This is a genomic window from Streptomyces sp. NPDC024698, from assembly GCF_055559015.1.
Window position 1 is genome coordinate 236,541 of the sequence record NZ_JBVHLK010000009.1, and the last position, 17,601, is coordinate 254,141.

The 17,601-nt window shown below is 70.7% G+C and carries 9 protein-coding genes; 5 read left to right on the forward strand and 4 right to left on the reverse strand.

From position 1 onward, the window contains the following. The first annotated feature begins 50 nt into the window (after positions 1-50). Positions 51-1,769: an acyl-CoA dehydrogenase family protein gene (locus ACZ4AA_RS22440; RefSeq protein ID WP_467605101.1), complete on the forward strand. Its 1,719-nt coding sequence runs from the start codon at positions 51-53 to the stop codon at positions 1,767-1,769. A gap of 137 nt (positions 1,770-1,906) precedes the next feature. Further along, positions 1,907-2,737, forward strand: a complete 831-nt coding sequence (locus ACZ4AA_RS22445; RefSeq protein ID WP_467605104.1) for a transglutaminase-like domain-containing protein — start codon at positions 1,907-1,909, stop codon at positions 2,735-2,737. Between the two features lie 201 nt (positions 2,738-2,938). Here the strand turns inward: ACZ4AA_RS22445 and ACZ4AA_RS22450 are convergent, their stop codons facing one another. Together ACZ4AA_RS22450 and ACZ4AA_RS22455 are read right to left on the reverse strand one after the other, a co-directional pair. Then, positions 2,939-4,624 carry a tannase/feruloyl esterase family alpha/beta hydrolase gene (locus tag ACZ4AA_RS22450; RefSeq protein ID WP_467605108.1) on the reverse strand — a complete coding sequence of 562 codons (1,686 nt, stop codon included), beginning with the start codon at positions 4,622-4,624 and terminating at the stop codon, positions 2,939-2,941. A 101-nt stretch (positions 4,625-4,725) separates the two neighbouring features. Continuing rightward, a complete protein-coding gene (locus ACZ4AA_RS22455; RefSeq protein ID WP_467605111.1) occupies positions 4,726-6,117 on the reverse strand; it encodes an MFS transporter in 1,392 nt (463 codons plus the stop codon). A 144-nt stretch (positions 6,118-6,261) separates the two neighbouring features. On the opposite strand from ACZ4AA_RS22455, the gene ACZ4AA_RS22460 reads away from it, so the two are divergent. From ACZ4AA_RS22460 to ACZ4AA_RS22470, 3 genes are read left to right on the forward strand one after another with little or no spacing between them, the layout of a single operon-like run. Continuing rightward, on the forward strand, positions 6,262-8,052 hold the full coding sequence (locus tag ACZ4AA_RS22460; protein WP_467605114.1) for a helix-turn-helix domain-containing protein: 1,791 nt from the start codon (positions 6,262-6,264) through the stop codon (positions 8,050-8,052). A 36-nt stretch (positions 8,053-8,088) separates the two neighbouring features. Beyond that, on the forward strand, positions 8,089-10,191 hold the full coding sequence (locus ACZ4AA_RS22465; RefSeq protein WP_467605117.1) for a DUF4139 domain-containing protein: 2,103 nt from the start codon (positions 8,089-8,091) through the stop codon (positions 10,189-10,191). A gap of 6 nt (positions 10,192-10,197) precedes the next feature. Beyond that, entirely contained in the window at positions 10,198-11,757 is a 1,560-nt protein-coding gene (locus tag ACZ4AA_RS22470; RefSeq protein WP_467605120.1) for a mucoidy inhibitor MuiA family protein, read from the forward strand. Between the two features lie 104 nt (positions 11,758-11,861). On the opposite strand, the gene ACZ4AA_RS22475 is transcribed toward ACZ4AA_RS22470, so the two are convergent. Next, complete coding sequence (locus ACZ4AA_RS22475) at positions 11,862-16,136, reverse strand: discoidin domain-containing protein (RefSeq protein WP_467605123.1); 4,275 nt, start codon at positions 16,134-16,136, stop codon at positions 11,862-11,864. A gap of 427 nt (positions 16,137-16,563) precedes the next feature. Then, positions 16,564-17,601: a GNAT family N-acetyltransferase gene (locus tag ACZ4AA_RS22480; RefSeq protein ID WP_467605126.1), complete on the reverse strand. Its 1,038-nt coding sequence runs from the start codon at positions 17,599-17,601 to the stop codon at positions 16,564-16,566.

Consider the following 17,601-nt stretch of genomic DNA (forward strand, 5'->3'; position numbering starts at 1 on the left):
CCCTTCCTTCGCCCAACCCTCGATCCCGATCCCTCGGAAGGCGGACCCCCATGACCACCCCCTTGCTGTTCAATCCGAACACCTACGACCCGACGCACTTCGACCCCGAGACGCGCAGGCTGCTGCGCGCCACCGTCGACTGGTTCGAGGAGCGCGGCAAGCGCCGCATCATCGAGGACTACCGCACCCGCGCCTGGCTCGGCGACTTCCTCGCCTTCGCCGCCAAGGAGCGTCTGTTCGCCACGTTCCTCACGCCGGCCTCGGCCGCCACGGACGAGGACCAGCGCTGGGACACGGCCCGGATCGCGGCCCTGAACGAGATCCTCGGGTTCTACGGCCTCGACTACTGGTACGCCTGGCAGGTGACCATCCTCGGTCTCGGCCCGGTCTGGCAGAGCGAGAACGCCACCGCCCGCTCGCGTGCCGCCGACCTCCTGAACCAGGGCGAGGTGTTCGCCTTCGGCCTGTCGGAGAAGGCCCACGGCGCCGACATCTACTCGACCGACATGCTGCTGGAGCCCGAGGGCGACGGCGGTTTCCGGGCGAGCGGTTCCAAGTACTACATCGGCAACGGCAACGCGGCCGGCCTGGTCTCGGTGTTCGGCCGCCGCACCGACGTCGAGGGCCCGGACGGCTACGTCTTCTTCGCGGCCGACAGCCGCCACCCGGCGTACCACCTGGTGAAGAACGTCGTCGACTCCTCCAAGTTCGTCAGCGAGTTCCGGCTGGAGGACTATCCGGTCGCGCCCGAGGACGTCCTGCACACCGGCCGTGCCGCCTTCGACGCGGCCCTCAACACCGTCAACGTCGGCAAGTTCAACCTCTGCACGGCCTCGATCGGCATCTGCGAGCACGCGATGTACGAGGCCGTCACCCACGCGAGCAACCGCATCCTCTACGGGCGTCCCGTCACCGCCTTCCCGCATGTGCGCCGGGAGTTGGCGGAGGCGTACGTCCGTCTCGTCGGCATGAAGCTGTTCAGCGACCGTGCCGTCGACTACTTCCGTACCGCCGGTCCCGAGGACCGCCGCTACCTTCTTTTCAACCCGATGACGAAGATGAAGGTGACCACGGAGGGCGAGAAGGTCATCGACCTGATGTGGGACGTCATCGCCGCCAAGGGCTTCGAGAAGGACAACTACTTCTCCCAGGCCGCCGTCGAGATCCGTGGCCTGCCCAAGCTGGAAGGCACGGTCCACGTCAACCTCGCGCTGATCCTCAAGTTCATGCGCAACCACCTGCTGGACCCGATCGACGTTGCCGCCGTTCCGACCCGACTGGAGGCGGCCGACGACGACTTCCTCTTCCGGCAGGGACCGGCGCGCGGCCTGGGCTCCGTCCGCTTCCACGACTGGCGCGCCGCCTACGACGCCTACGCCGAGGTCCCGAACGTCGCCCGTTTCCGCGAACAGGCCGACGCCCTCTGCGAGTTCGTCACCACGACGGCCCCCGACGAGACACAGAGCCGCGACCTCGACTTCCTGCTGTCCGTGGGCCAGTTGTTCGCGCTGGTGGTGCACGGACAGCTGATCCTGGAACAGGCGAAGCTGACGGACCTGGACGAGTCCGTGCTGGACGAGCTGTTCTCCGTACTGGTCCGTGACTTCTCCGGCCACTGCGTCGAACTGCACGGCAAGGACTCCGCGACCGAGCGGCAGCAGGCCTGGGCGCTCGGCGCGATCCGGCGCCCCGTCGTGGACGAGGCGCGTTCGGCGCGGATCTGGGAGCGGGTCGAGGCGCTGTCCGGGGCGTACGAGATGGCGCTTTGACCGGTTCCTCGCCCTGACGGGCGAGGATTCCGGCCTTCTCGACCGGAGACCGTGCCGCTACGCGGCACGGTCTCCGGTCCCGGTGGTACTGAGCAGCGCGAGCCCCGTGTCAGACCGGCCCTCTACTATCCCCGGTCATGACCGATGACGCGCTCGACTACGCCCTACCCGGTCCGCTCACACGCTTCGCCTCCGGCCAGTCCGGGCTCATCAAGGGCCTGCCGGACGACCCGGTCGGCATCTGTGCTGCCGTACAGGGCCTGGTCGTCCAGCCGACCGACGCCGCCGCGCTCGGTGTTCCCCACGAGCGGCTCGCGGAGAAGGACATCCGGCCTGTGTACGCGTTGATCGCCGCGCTGACCGCGCTGGACCCCGCTCCCCTGCATCACGCCCGGACACCCGAGACAAGGGTGGTGGGCACGTGCCGCCACTTCGCCACCATCGCCTGCGCGATCCTGCGAGCACGGGGCATTCCCTCCAGGGCCAGGTGCGGCTTCGGCACCTGCTTCCTGGAGGGGCGCGGCGTCGACCACTGGATCACCGAGTTCTGGAACGCCGACGAACGGCGCTGGGTACGCGTCGACACGGAACATCTCGGCCACGGCTACGTCGAGCGCCCGGAGGACCTCGCACCGGGCGAGTTCCTCACCGGCGGGGAGGCGTGGATACAGCACCGCAAGGGGCTGATCGATCCGCAGTTGTTCGGGGTGTTCGGCACCGATCACGCCTGGGGACCGGCCGAGATCAGTGGCAACGCCGTCCGCGACCTCGCGGCGCTCCGCAAGCGGGAGATGCTGCCCTGGGACGAGTGGGGCCGGATGACCGAGGCCTACGAGGGAAAGACCGGCCCCGACTACGACCGGCTCATCGACAGGGTCGCCGAGGCCTGCCTTGGAGAGGATCCGGGCGCCCTGGCCGGTCTGTTCGCCCACGACGACCTCACGGTTCCACGCCACATGACCAGCTGACGGCGAAGGCGTTGGCCGCCTTCCTCGATACGCACTCACTGGAGCCGCTGCACCGCTACCTGCGTGACAGCGGCCTGGACGACGCGGACGCCTACAGCCGAGCCGCGGCGATCGATGCCTTCGTGCTCGGCGTCTCGACCCGCCGTCGGGTCCTGCGGTCCGCCCGGGCAACGGGACGTCTCCGGGCCGTCCTGGAGTTCGTCAGGGTGCACAGACGAAACTGGCGGCGTCGTCCGGGGCGCCGGAGCGGTACCGGGGCCAGCTCGGGTACGCGCACAGGGGGCGGGTGCGCTGGTGGAGCGCGTCCGACACGACCGGGTTCGCGGGCGCCTGTCCGCGCTCGGCCCAATCCTCCAGCGCGGAGAGCGAGTCCCAGGCCGCCGCGAACGCCGGGGTGCCGAAGTTCGCGTGGTTCGCCCCGGGCACGACGTAGTAGCGCAGGAACGTGCCGGTCGCCCCGGGACCCATGAGGCCGCGTACCCGCTCGTAGTACTCGCTGGTCGAGCGCGGCGAGACCAGTTCGTCGGCGGCGCCGTGGAGCAGGATCAGCTTGCCGCCCGAGCGGGCGAACGGGCCGAGGTCGGCGTCGTTGCGATCCTCGACCGTGGACAAGTGGCTGATCCGGTCGAGCCACTTGCCGGGGTGCCGAAGATCCACGTCGAGCGGATCGTGGTGCGGGTCCCGTGTCAGGAAGTACGCGACCCACTGGGCCCAGTACTGGAACCCGTAGCCGCTCGTCACCGGCATGAGGTCGGCCGGCGCGGTGGTGCCGAAGCCGAGGAACGGGGTCCGCATGTCCGCCCCCGAGAGGAACGGGAAGCCGGGGTAGTGGGTCTCGCCACTGGCGATCCGGTACGGCCACCTGAACGCGGAGGACATGGCGGTCACGGCGCCGATCTGGGGGTCCGACAGACAGCCGGGACCGGTGTCGGCGCCGCCCGGGCAGCGCAGGGCGTGCGGGTCGAAGTGACAGCCGGACGGGTTCGACACCACCCCGTCCTGGACACCGTCCAGACGGTCACACGCGGCGATGACGCCGTCGTACAGGAGTGTCTGTTTCTCCGGTCCGGGGAAGGCGCCCGGCCGGGACAGCACCTGTGCCAGATACCCCAGGTCCAGGCCCTCGCTGAGGTTGTTCCAGGCGGGGAAGGCCGAGATCACTCCGTCGAACGCCCGCGGCCACCGCTGCGCGACGACCAGACCTTCACGACCGCCCGTGGAGCCTCCCGAGAAGTAGACCTCGGCAGGGCTGGTCCCGTAGGCGTGCCGGATGAGGAACAGGCTCGCGTCCCGTGTCTTCTTGAGCGCGTCACCGGCGGCGAAGTTGTTCAACGCCTCGTCGTTCGCGCCGAACGAGCCGTCCAGGGACGGAGGGGCGGCCGGGTCCTGCCGATGGCCCGAGTCACTGGCGAAGGTGGCGTAGCGCCGGGCCAGCGGCACCGGTCGCTCCGTGGGGCCGAACGGCACGTTCTGCGCCAGGTCGGGGATGGTGCCGTCGAAGCCGCCGCCACCGAACATCATCGCCTTGCGGTTCCAGTCGTACGGCAGGTCGACGCGCATCCTGATGGCGGGCGCGGCCGGATCGACGGGGAACAGCTCGGCGTCGACCTGGCAGTACGTGATCGCCTGACCGCTGACCTGGCCGGTCATGACCGAGACCGACTCGACGCGGCCGCCGGTCGTCGGCAGGCTCATGACCGATGCCGGGATCGGCGTCCCGTCCAGAGCGGCACACCGCGGCACGGTGGCCGAGTGGCCGGGCGGGGACGGGGTGGGCGCGGCCGCGGGTCCGGCCCCGAGGACGGGCAGCGCGCCCGCCAGCAGGAGCAGGGCGCTCGGCACGATGGACCGGCGCGTCCGTGCGCCCTTTTCCTGTGATCCGCTCACGATGGCTCCTCGTCCGAGGCTCGTAGGCAGGGAGCACCGGCGCGTTCGCGGTCTCCTCGGGGGCGTCGTGGCCCTGGTTCTGCGGGAACTCCCGTACGGAGTCAGTGGTAGAGGTGCGTGCCCGGGAGGGCGTTCGGATCGGCACGGACCTCGGCGGTGTTCGTCTCGGGCAGGAACCACGCGCTGACGGTGGTGATCAACCCCATGGCCATGATGTAGCCGGCGACCGGCAGGGTGCTCCCGGTCTTCGCGATGAGGGCTGTCATGAGGAACGGCGTGCTGCCGCTGACGGCGATCGCGGAGAGCTGGTAGGCGAGCGACGCGCCCGAGTAGCGCACGCCCGGCGGGAAGAGCTCGCCGAGGAAGCTCGCGATGGGGCCGTAGGTGAGGCACTGGAAGAGGAAACCCACCGTCACGGCGACGAAGATGAGCGGCAGCGACGCGGTGTCGATGAGCCCGAAATACGGGAAGGCCCAGACCGCGACTCCCAGACCGCCGATCAGGATCAGGGGCCGCCGGCCCAGCTTGTCCGACAGGTGGCCGGACCACGGGAGGACGACGAGCATCGCCACGGAACTGGTCAGCACGACCGCGAGCAGCGGGTTGCGGGCGAGTCCGAGCGTGTGGGTGCCGTAGCTGAGGAGCCCGGAGATGCTCACGTAGAACAGGCTGTTGGTGGCCGAGAGGAGTCCGCAGCCGAGCAGGATGGTCCGCCACCGGTCGCGGACCACCTGTGCCAGCGGGGCCCGGGCCACGGTCTTCTCCGGCCGGGCCGCCTCGCGCCGCAGCTCGCGGAACTCCGGGGTGTCCTCCACCGTGGTCTGGATGTGGAGAACCACCACGAACATCACGACGCTGACCAGGAAGGGGATGCGCCAGCCCCAGCTGAGGAAGGCGTCGTCCGGCATCAGACCGCTGGCGGCGACGAAGATCAGGTTCGAGACGATCACGGCGACGGGGACGCTGGTCTGGCCGAACGTTCCGGCGAAGCCGCGGCGCTTGGGGCCGGCGGACTCGGTGAGCAGGAGCATGATGCCGCCCCACTGGCCGCCCGCCGCGAGCCCCTGCACGAAGCGCAGGACGACCAGCAGCGTCGGGGCCAGCGCACCGGCGGTCCCCGCGCTGGGAAGGCAGCCGATCAGGAACGTGGCGGCACCCATGAGCGCCAGGCAGGTGACGACGACCGGCTTGCGTCCGTGGAGGTCACCGAGGTGTCCGGCCAGCACTCCGCCGATGGGACGCGCCACGAAGCCCGCCCAGAACGTGCTGAAGGCGAGCAGGGTTCCCGTCAGAGCCGAGGAGTGGGGAAAGAACACGTGAGGGAACACCAGCGCGGCCGCGGTGCCGTAGAGGAAGAAGTCGTACCACTCCAGCGAGCTGGCGATGAGGCCGGCGGCCAGCAGCCTGCGGGAGGCTCGGCGGTGGGGCGCGGGCGGAGCGGCGCTGGGGCGGCTGCCGGACTGTCCTTCGGGTTGGGCGAGCGGAGTTGCCATAGGTGCCGCCTTCGTCCATAGCGCAGGGGGGTGATGGCCGTTACATTAGGCGGCTGTTGAGCTGCGGTTGAGGTGTGCTTCACCCACACCTCCTGCCGATTCGGTGGGTGTTTTTTCCACCTCATGACGAGGAGGGACGGCGCTGTGGTCAGCGACCCCGGTGGCGGAGCAGGATGGTGTGCGCTCGCGCGTCGGCAGCGCGAACTGGCGTCGTTGTACGAGACGGCCAAGTCGCTGACGGCGCTGGGCGAACTCGACGAGGTGCTCCGGTCGATCGTCCATCACGCCCACGATCTGATCCGTACCGACTTCACCTATCTCTCGCTGGTCGGAGCGGACGGCAGGCTGTCCGTCAGAGCGTCGGACGGCGCCGTGTCCGCCGCCTTCCTGGCGGCCTGCATACCCGCCGATGTCGGTCTGGGCGGCAGGGTGCTGGCCTCCCTGAGCCCACAGTGGGTGCGCCACTACGCCGCCACGACCCGTATCGACCACGATCCGGACTTCGACCGCCTGGTCACCACCGAGGGACTCGTCGCACTACTCGGCGTGCCCCTGGTCGTCCGGGGGAGGGCGATGGGCGCCCTGTTCGCCGCGGACCGCTCCGAACGCGCCTTCCACGCCGACGAGATCGCGCTGCTGCGCGCGTTCGCCGATCACGCCGCGGTCGCCCTCGACAACGCCCGTCTCTACGAGGCGAGCCGCAGCGCGCTGGAGGAACTGCGGCTCGCGTACGGGAGGATCGAGGAACACATGGCCGTCGTGGAGCGGGCGCAGGCCATCCACGAAGCCCTGACCGGAGTGGTGCTGCGCGGCGGGACACCGGACGATGTGACGCAGCTCCTCGCCGATCAACTGGGCGGCGGCGTCACGCTCCTGGACCGGGCCGGTGAGGTGCTGGTCTGCCGCGAGTCGGTGTCGAGCCCGTGCGGGACACCCTCGGACTCCGGCCTCGCCGACGCCGTCGAGAGCGCACGCCGTACGGGCCGCTGCGCGACCTCGCTCGACGCCGCCGGAGTCGTCCGCAGCGTCGCGTCGATCCGGGCGGGCGACAGCTACCTCGGCGCGCTGGTGTGGAGCCGGAAGGCGGTCGCCGGTCACGGCGCCCCGGACGACACGGATCCGCGCACCCTGGAGCGGGCCACCCACATCCTGGGGCTGCTCATCCTCAAGGAGCGGGCCGTCGCCGAGGCGGGCGAGCGGCTGAGCGGAGAGCTGCTGACCGAACTCATGGTCGGCAGCCCCGGGATCAGCCCCGCCCAGCGCACCCGCGCACGGGCCCGCGGCATCGACACCGACCGGCTGGACCTGGTGCTCGTCGCGGACTCGGCAGCGTTGTCATCGACCGAACTCTCGCGCCATCTGCACGACGTGGCCCGGGACCGGTCCGGTCTGGCGGGCGAACATCTGGGCAGGGCGACGATGATCCTGCCGAGCGCCGACGACGACCGCACCGTCGAGGAGGTCCACCGTCGGCTGCGCCGCACCCTCGGTGGTCCCGTGGCCGTCGTCGCGGAACGCGTGGTCCATCACGACTGGGCACGGGCCTTCTCCCTGGCCGGCCGCTGCGGTGCCGTGATGCGGGCGATCGGACACACCGACCTGGGCGCCACGACACGCCGGTACGCCCTCTACGCCCTGATCTTCGACGGCGAGCGGGCGTGTGAGCTCGACCGTTTCCTCTCCGACTCCATCGGCCCGCTGCTCGACTACGACCGCCGGCGGGGCACCGATCTCGTGGACACCCTCAGCGCCTACTACGTCCATCGCGCCAATCTGGCGGCGACCGCCCGGGCGTTGTACGTGCACGTCAACACGCTGCTCAAGCGGCTGGACCGGGCCGACATCGTCCTCGGCCTCGACTGGCGCCGCGAGAACGACCTGGAACTGCAACTCGGTCTGCGGTTGCACCAACTCCGGGCGATCGCGACCGCGTAGGCTTCGCCGGGCACGAACAGGACGGGGGCGGAGCGCATGGAGTCCGAGGTATCCGAGGGAACACGGCGGTGGGCGTCGGCTCTCGACGCGGTCGTCGTGTACGCGCAGGGTGCGCTGTGCACCCGGCTGGCCCAGGGAACCGTACCGCCGGACGGCAGGGTGCGGGTGGCGGGACTGCCCCGGTCGATGGACCCGGACTCGCTGCGCGCCAAGGTCACCGGCGGTGGCGGTGTCCGTGTCACCGAGGTACGCGTGGAGGTGGACGCCGAACCGTCCGCGACCGGCACGGCCGACGCCCTGCGCCGCGAGGTGGAGCGGCTGCGCGACGTCTCCGCGGCCGCCCAGGCCCGCCGCGACCGGCACGAGGGGCTGATCTCCGAGGTGGCCGCGCTGCGCCCGGTCCCGCCGCCCCGCAGACGCGACGACCCGCACCGCTCCACCCCCGTGGACGCGTGGCTGCGGCTCGTGGACTTCGTCGACGAACGTCTCACGAACCTGCATCGGAGGCTGGCCGAGCTGGAGGAGGAACTGCGCCTGGCCGAGCACGAGTTCGCGATCGCCCTGGACCGCTGGACCCATGCCTCCACCGACGCGCGGCCGGCCCACGTCGACACCACGGTCTGCGCGGTCCTGACCCTGGAGGGATCCGGTGACGTCGAACTGGCGCTGGAGTACGGGGTGCCGGGCGCCGTCTGGGTGCCCGCCTACCGCCTGAGCCACCGTCAGGGCGACGACTCCGGGACCCTGGTGCTGCGCGCCTCGGTCGCCCAGCGCACCGGAGAGGACTGGACCGGGGTGCGCGTCGCCCTGGCCACGGCCGATCTCCGGCGCCGCACCGATCTGCCCCGGCTGCGCTCCCTGCGCGTCGGACGGCGGCAGACGGCCCCGGCGCCCTCGGGCTGGCGCGAGCCGCCGGCGGGACTCGCCGACCTGTTCGCCGGGTACGACGGGGCGGGGCCCCGCCCGGCCGTGACCGGCGGACCCATGGCCGCCGGGGCCGCCGTCGCCGGGCCCGCCGCCGCCGTGGCCTCCGCGGGAGGATTCGCCCAAGGCCCCGTCCCACCGCCGCAGGTGCCACCGGCGTACGGCATGCCGCCGGCCGCACCCATGGCGGCGCCCGGCTCCCTGGGGGGTGCGGCGGAAGCCTTCGGCGCCATGCCCGACGCCTCGCAGCCACTGGGAGCGGGACCCGTCGGCAGGCCCGCGGCCCGCGCCCGGCGCGCCGGAGCGCCCGCCGCCCTGGCTCCCTCCCGGTCGGCCGCGCCGCCCCCGCCGCCCGGCGCCGCGCCGTTGACGGCCGGCCCGCCGCGCCCGAGCGACGCGGAGCTCGACTACGCCGCTCTCGTCCTGTCCGGGCCAGAGGTGCGCACCGAGAGCAGGGGCAGGCTGTTCCCGCACGCCCCCTTCGACCCCGTGGCGACCGAGTACCGGCGGCGCGCCGAGACGGTGTCGGCGCTGCCCCTGCCCGGACACGCCGTACGCCCCCGCGAGTCGGCGGGTTCCTTCGACCACCGCTTCGACGCCGCCGCCCGCACCGACATCCCCTCGGACGGCACCTGGCACACGGTGACCGTCACCGAGATCCCCGTCGGCCTGCGCACCGAGTATCTGTGCGTCCCGGCCGTGGAACAGACGACGTACGCCACGCTGGTGCTCTCCAACGCCACCGACCAGGCCCTGCTGGCCGGCCCGGTGGAGGTCACCGTGGACGACGAGTTCCTGCTGACCGCGGCGTTGCCCACGCTCGCCCCCGGCGGTGTCCGCCGGATGGGCCTCGGACCGGCCGAGGGCATCCAGGTCACCCGGCGGACGAACCTGCGCGAGTCGGTGTCGGGGCTGCGCGGCAACACCACGGTGCTCGACCATCAGGTGCACGTCGAACTGGCCAACCGGCTGGCGCGGCCCGTCACCGTCGAGGTCCAGGAACAGGTGCCGGTCACCTCGCACACGGACGTCCGGATCGAGGAACGGGCCGACTGGACGGCACCCGGGCAGGACTCCGGACCCGACAGCCTCGCGCCGGGCACCCGCGTCTGGCGGGTGGACCTGCCCGCCGGAGGCACCGCCTCCCTCGACGGCGGCTACGAGATCCGTGTCCCGGCCGCCAAGGCCATCGTCGGCGGCAACCGCAGGAGCTGACCCACCATGCCCACGCACCCCCAGCCGATCCCCCTGCCGGTCACCGCCGTCGTCTGCCTGGAGGACCGCGCCCAGATCGAGCGCACCACCGATCTCGAACTGAGCGCCGGCATCCAGCAGCTGCGCCTCGGGCCGATCAGCGCGCTCGCGGTCGACCGCACCCTGCACGCCGAACTGACCGGCGATCACCGGGCGACGGTCCACGATGTACGGATCGTCCGCGCCTGGACACCGCACGGGCCGCTGCCGGGCGCCGACGACTCCGCCCTGAGGCTGCGCCTGCACGCACTCGAAGGCGAGCAACTCGCGCTCGGCAGGCGGCGCGACCGGCTGCAAGCCCGCCTCGAAGGCCTCGGCCGCCTCGCCACCGATCTGTTGCGTGACATCTCCGAGGGAACCGGCTTCGGCGAGACGGACGAGAGCCGCTGGACCCGCGAACTGGACCGCGTCGACAGCGAGCGCGACCGGCACACCGAGGAACTGCGTTCCGTGGAAGCCGAGTCGGAGAGCGTGTCCACCGAGATCGCGGACACGTACAGGGCGCTCGACCTCGCCGAGGAGCAGCCCGCCGAACTCCTCGGGCATGTCGAGCTGACCGTGGAGGCGGCGGAGGAGGGTCCGGCCCGGCTGCGCCTGACCCATCTCACACCCTGCGCGCTGTGGCGTCCCGCCTACCGGGCCGTGCTCGACGGGGACTCGCTGGCCCTGGAGACCGACGCGATGGTCTGGCAGCGCACCGGCGAGGACTGGTCGGACGTGCGTCTGACCCTGTCCACGGCCCGCTCGGCGCGGGCCGGCGAACCGCCCCGGCTCACCGAGGACCGTCTCACGCTGACGGACCGCACCGCCGCCGAACGCCGCACGGTGGACGTGGAGTTCCGGGAGGAGGAGATCGCGGAGATCGGCCCCGCGCCGGTCCTCGGACTGCCGGGGGTGGACGACGGCGGTCAGGCCCGTGTGCTCCACTCCCCCGTGCCCGTCTCCGTGCCCACGGACGGCCGCGCGCACCGGGTCCCGCTCTCCGCCGTCACCTGCGCCGCGAGGAGCGAGTACGCCTCCTCCCCCGAGCTGTCACCGCTGGTCACCAGGGTCGTACGGTTCGACAACACGTCCGGCCACGCGCTGCTGGCCGGGCCGGTGGACCTCGTACGCGACAGCGGGTTCACCGGTCGCGGCACGCTGGCCTTCACCGCCCCCGGCGCGCCCGTGGAGCTCGCGTTCGGCAGCCACGACGACTACCGGGTGGTCCGGCGGACCGAGGAGAGCCGGGACACCACCTCCCTGACCGGGCGGACCGTCGTCACGCGCACGGTTCAGCTCCATCTGTCCCGTTTCTCGGCGCCCGGGGAGCAGGGCGAGCAGATCGTCTCGCTGCGGGAGCGGATCCCGGTCTCCGAGGTCTCGGCGGTGGAGGTACGGCTGCGCAAGGAGGCGTGCGCTCCGGAGCCCGACGGGGTCGACGCCGACGGCATCGCCCGCTGGGACGTGGCCCTGGAACCGGGCGGGCGCCGCACGGTGACCCTGGTCTACGAGGTCTCGGGAAGCGGCAAGGTCACCGGACTCTGAGCGGCCGCGTCCGGTCGCCCGACGGCGCGAGGCCGCCTCCGTGGTCCATGGAGGCGGCCTCTTGCCTTGCCCTTCCGTTCGGTTCCCGTCCTGCCGTGGGGCGACTACTGGATGTTGATCTTGAAGGTGCTGGTCGTGTTGCGGATGTCCTGGGCGTTGCCGCTCATCCGCAGGTTGCGGAAGGTGACTTCACCGACGGCGGGGCCTTGGCCGGGTTCGGGCAGCTCGTTGGCCCAGATCCCGAATCCGGACTTGGCGTCGAAGGCGTCCCCGCTCTTCTTGGAGTTGGTGATGGAGATGTCGGTGAAGATGGTGTCCTTCACTGGGAACTGGGGCTGTCCTCCTACGTAGTTGGTCTGGAACATGACGCCTCCGTAGGTGGAGTTGTCGATGTCGACGTCGTTGACCCGGATGCCCTGGAACACCTTCGAGGCGGAGAAGGCCCAGATGGCGGGGAAGACCTGGGAGCCCCAGAAGTGGCCTCCGGTGCGGTCGAGGGAGACGTTCTCGATGGTCGTCGGATCGGTGCCGAAGCCGTTCATCGGGTAGCCGAAGTCCAGCGAGGAGATGGTGATGCCGGAGTAGACCAGGGTGTCGGCGACGCGGATGTTGCGGAAGGTGTTGTTGTAGCCGCCGTAGACGGCGATGCCGGCCGCGCGCCAGGTGAGGGTCGAGGTGAGGTTCTCGTACAGGTTGTTCTTCTCGTCGGCGCCTCCGGCGTCGATCGCGGAGAAGAGGGCGAAGCTGTCGTCGCCGGTGGCGCGGGCTTCGTTGTTGGTGACGTGGTTGTCCGTGGAGCCGTTCGTCATGTTGATGCCGTCGGCGAACGTGTCACGGATCCGGGAGTTCTCGATGGTCATGCTGTCGGTGTTGGCGCCCCAGTAGAGGCACACCATGTGCTCGGCCCAGATGTCGTCGATGGTGATGTTCGCGACGCCCGCGAAGTCGAACACCTTGCCCGGCCCGTCGATGCGGGACGTGTAGTTGCCGAAGTAGGCGAAGCCGGCGAACGTCGAGCCGTTGGCCGTGGAGTCGGCGCGGAAGCCGATGTCGGTGTTGTCCTGCGAGGAAGGTGCGTGGAAGCGGGTGAACCACGGGCCCGCTCCGACGACCTTCACCGCCTTGCCGTAGACCTGGAACTTGCTGGAGGTCTCGTAGTCACCGGTGGGCAGGTAGACGCCGACGAGCTTGCCGGTGGTGTCCATGCGGACCTTGTCGAGGGCGTTCTGCACGTCCTGCTGGGTGAAGCCGGCCGGGACCGTGTAGGCGGCCGGGTCGGGATTCGGGTCCGCTGTCGCCTGTTCGGTGTTGATGAAGTCGATGGCGTAGGTGGAGGAGTTGGCCGCGTCCTTCTGGAGTCGGATCTTGGATCCCGCCGGAACGGTCTTGCCGAGCAGCAGGTTCGCCTCGTCGTAGATGTGGCGCGGGGCACCGGATCCCGGCGAGTTGCCGGGCGCGGTCTCGTCGCCGTACAGCCAGGCGTACTTCGAGGTGAGGTCGATCGCCTTGAGGAACTGGCCGTCCACGTAGACGTCGAGGGTGGTGGTGGTTCCGTCGGGGATGGAGAAGCGGGTGACCAGGGTGTCGGTGTCGGCACGGGTGGTCCACTCGACGTACTGTCCCGTGGCGTTGAGGGTCACGGCCTTGCGGCCGCTGGCCTCGCCCGCGATGTCGCCGATGGTGCGGTTGGGGCCGACGACCTTGGCGCCGCCGCCGAGCGTGCCGTCCTCGGCCTCGTACATGTCGTAGGGCATGTCGGCGCCGCGGCCGACGAACAGGGGTTGTGCGGTGGTGTTGTTGTCCCGCTTGACCGGCAGTTCGTTGTCGTCCGGGGCGATGACGGTCTTGACGGTGTACTTGCCGTTGACCGCGGTCCAGGAGCCGAGGCCGACCGGTGCGGTGGTCTGGCCGGAGGCGATGGCGCCGCTGTAGGAGCCGGTGAGTGTCTTGACGGTGGCGCCGTTCGCGTCCTGGATCGTCAGCGTGACGCCGTGCGAGCCGGAGGCGGAGGCGACGGAGCCCTGGTTCTTGATGGCGACGGAGAAGGCGACGTTGTCACCGGCGGAGGCGCTGGACGGGGTCCAGGAGACCGGGGCGGCGATCAGGTCGGAGCTGGAGACGGGCTTGACGACCAGGGCGTCGGAGCGGGTGAAGGTGTTGTTCCCCTCGTTCTGCTCGATCACCTTGTTCGAGGGGTCCACCTCGGCGCCGAGCGGGTAACTGCCCGCGTCCCGGGTGCCGATGCTCGCGGTGACCGTCGCCGACTGGCCGGCCGCGAGGGCCGGGACGTCGGCCGTGGCCGCCTTGGTGCCGCCGAGCGTGAAGTTCAGGTCGGTGGCCTTGGCCGCCTTGGTGCCGCTGTTGGTGACGGTCGCGGAGAGGCTGATGGCGTCCGACTCGACCGGGGCCGTCGGGGTGTTGGTGATGCCGGTGACCTTGAGGTCGGGGTTGGCGGCCGGTGTGCCGATCACCTGGAGCTCGGCGACCTGTCCGCCGGGGGCACCGGAGTTGGACGTGAACTTGAGCTGGATGTCGGCGGCGGCGCCGGTGACCGGGATGGTCACGGTGTTTCCGCTCGACGGGTTGAACGTGTAGTCCTTGGCCGCGACGAGGCTGGTGAAGGCCGTCGCGTCCTGGTCACGCCCGAGCACCTGGATGTTCTGGGTGCGGGTCGCCCAGGCGGGGTCCGGGTTGAGTTTGACGACGACCTGGCCGAGATCGGCGTTCGCGCCCAGCTTGGTGGTGAGGGTGGCCGGGTAGGCGCCGCCCCCGCTCTCCCAATAGGTGCCGATCTGGCCGTCGTTGGCGTTGGCGGCGACATAGGTGAAGGTGGAGGAGGACGCCTCGATGGGCTTGCCCTGGGCGAGGTCGGTGCCCGAACCGGTCGAGCCGATGCGGGTGACGCTGTTGCTCGCCACCGACACGTTCCCTGCCGCGTCCTTCGCCGTCACGTAGTAGGTGACGGTGGCGGTCGCCGCCGGGGTGTCGGTGTACGTCGTGACGTCACCCGCGACGGACTTGAGGAGCTGGCCGCCCGCGTAGACGTCGTAGCCGGTGACCTTGACGTTGTCGCTCGACGCCTGCCAGGTGAGCTTCACGTCGCTGCCGGACTGCGTGTAGGCGAGGTTGCCGGGCGCGGTCGGGGCCTGGGTGTCGCCGCCCGATCCCTGCCGGGTGACGCTGTTGCTGTTGGAGGAGACGTTGCCCGCCGCGTCCTTGGCCCGCACGAAGTACGTGATGGCCGTGCCGGTCGGCTGGGTGTCGGTGTACGTCAGCACGTTCCCGGCGACGCTCGCGCGCAGTTGGCCGTTGGCGTAGACGTCGTAGCCGGTGACGGCCGTGTCGTCGCTCGCCGCGCTCCAGGTCAGTTTGATCTGGCCGGTGGCCGGTTCGGTGAAGGCCAGGTTCGACGGCGCGGTCGGTGCCTGGGTGTCGCCGGTGGCGGGTCCGTAGACCTCCAGCTCGGAGGCCTGACCGGCGGGCCAGGCGGTGTTGGCGGTGAACAGGACCCGCACATACCGGGTCGTGACGGTGTCGAGGGCGATCGTCGTCGACTGATCGTTCGAGCTGTCGAAGGTGTACGCCTTGGAGGCCGTCAGGTCGGTGAAGTTCTGGTTGTCCGTCGAGCCCTGGACCTTGAAGGTCTGGCTGCGGCTCGGCCATCCGCTGGGCAGCCGCAACGTCACCTGGTTGATCTTGACCGACGATCCGAGGTCGACCTGGAGCCACTGCGGGAAGGCGTTGTTCGTGCTCTCCCAGTAGGTGTTGCGGTTGCCGTCACCGGCGTTGGCCGCGCCGTACACGTCGGCGTGCCCACTCTCGGTGAAGGGCTTGCCCTGGGCGAGGTTGGGGGTCGAGGCGGCGGCCGTGAGGACCTGCATCTCGGCGAGTTGTGCCGTGGCGGCGACCGAGTTGGCGCTGAAGTCGGCCCGGACGTAGCGGGCGAGGGTCGCGGGGAAGGAGACCTTGACCGTGTTGCCGTTGCCGGGACTGAAGACGTACTGGGCCCGCGACTTGAGCGTGGCGAAGCTCCTTCCGTCGGCGCTGCCCTGTAAGGCAAGCGTCTGCTTGCGGGTCTGCCACTGCGCGGGCAGCCGCAGCACCACCTCACGGACGCGCTTGGTGCGCCCGAGGTCGGTCTGGACCCACTGGGCCGACTTCTTCCCGGCCTGCCAGTAGGTGTCGGCGTCACCGTCGGTGACGTTGGGGGCGGTGTGGGCGCCTCGGGCGCTGCCGGCCTTGGTGGCGGTGTCCGCGGCGGCGTCGGGTCCGCCGGCCGCGTGGGCACCGACGGCGGGCAGGCCCAGAACCATGACGATGGAGGCGAGCGCGGCGGTTGCTGCGCGGTGCCGCCAGGATCTCGGCTGGTATGGAGTCATGCGGGGTTCACTCCCTGCGGAGGTTCGCGCGCCGGAGGGGCGGCGGGGTCGGCTCGTTCCTGGGCAGAGCGGTGGCGCGGTATGACCGAGCGGCAAGAAGTGCTTGTGGCGGTGTGCAAGATCACCAGCAACGGCTCATGCGCAGCTTCTTGCGTTGTTTCATCGCAATATTGCAGAGAGATGTGGACACGTCTACGGTCAGGACGCGACAAGTTTCACCATCAAATCCCGTGCGTCGACGGCGAGTACAGAATCGGCGCGACTCTCGGACGGTCGGGGCTGTCGATGCGCGCACCACACAACACCTGGCCCCCCGCACACCCATGGAAGCCTTGCGTCCGACCGGGTGCAAGGACACGCAAACGGTGCAAGATTTTGCGTCGCGGTTACGGCGCGCGAAGTCGCATCACAACGCCGGAACGACCGGTCAGGCGCCGGACGGGGCGACGCAGGCGAACAGGCGCAGGGGTCTCATGCCGTGGCGGGTCTTCATGGACTCGTTGCTGCGTCCGCCCTCCACCCAGCGCTTGCGCCCTTCGATGGCCGCACGGATCTCCGTGGCCCACAGAAGGTAGTTGGGGCTGAAACCGTCGAGGGTGGCGTGGCTGGTGCCGCCCGCCCACATGTGCAGCCGCTCCTCGTCGAGGAGGACGACCGCGGCGGCCAGTGTCCGCTCGTCGCGGTCGACGCGCACGACCCGGGCGTGGTCGCCGAGCGCCATCACGAAGTCGCCGAAGGCGTGCTCGGGATACATGCCGGCGCTGTCGTACTTGGCCGCGGTGCGGCGGGTGAGGTCGCCGACCGTCCGCAGGAAGTCGGGGCTCGGAGCTTCGACGGCGGTGGTGACGCCCGCGTCCGCCGCGCGCCGAAGGTACTGGCGGATCGTACGCCGGGTGCGGGCCCCCAGCGTGGCGAGATAGTCGTCGTGGGAGGCCCAGGCGGCTCCCGAGCCACCGTGCAGCGGGAGTTGGAAGCGGGTGACGATCGGTGCCACCCGCCAGCCCTTGCTCCGGGCGACGTCGAGGACCGGGTCGCCCTCGGCGACGCTGACCAGTCCGGCGGTCCGGGCGCCGTCGGCGGCGGCCAACTCGCGCACGGCGTCCAGTACGGCATCGAGGACGCGGGCCCGGTGCGCGGGGCCGGTCACCCGCACGGGTACGCGGGTGTCGTAGCAGTACCAGTTGTGTCCGAGGAGCGCCGGGCCGTCGTCCGTCTCGATACCGGCGGCCCGCAGGAAGCCGTACGGGTCGCCCTGCTTCTGGAGGTAGCACGGGAGGACGGCCAGGATGCCGCCCGCGTCGGAGACGGTCACATAGCGGGCGGCGATGAACGGGCTCAACGGGCTTGCCGCATAGGCCCGTAGATACGCGGGGGTGTAGTGGACAGGTGCGGTGCTCGCCGTGGCGACCCGCTCCCACTCGACGGTGTCGACCTCGTCGAGGGAGTCCGTGACGGTGACGGTCAT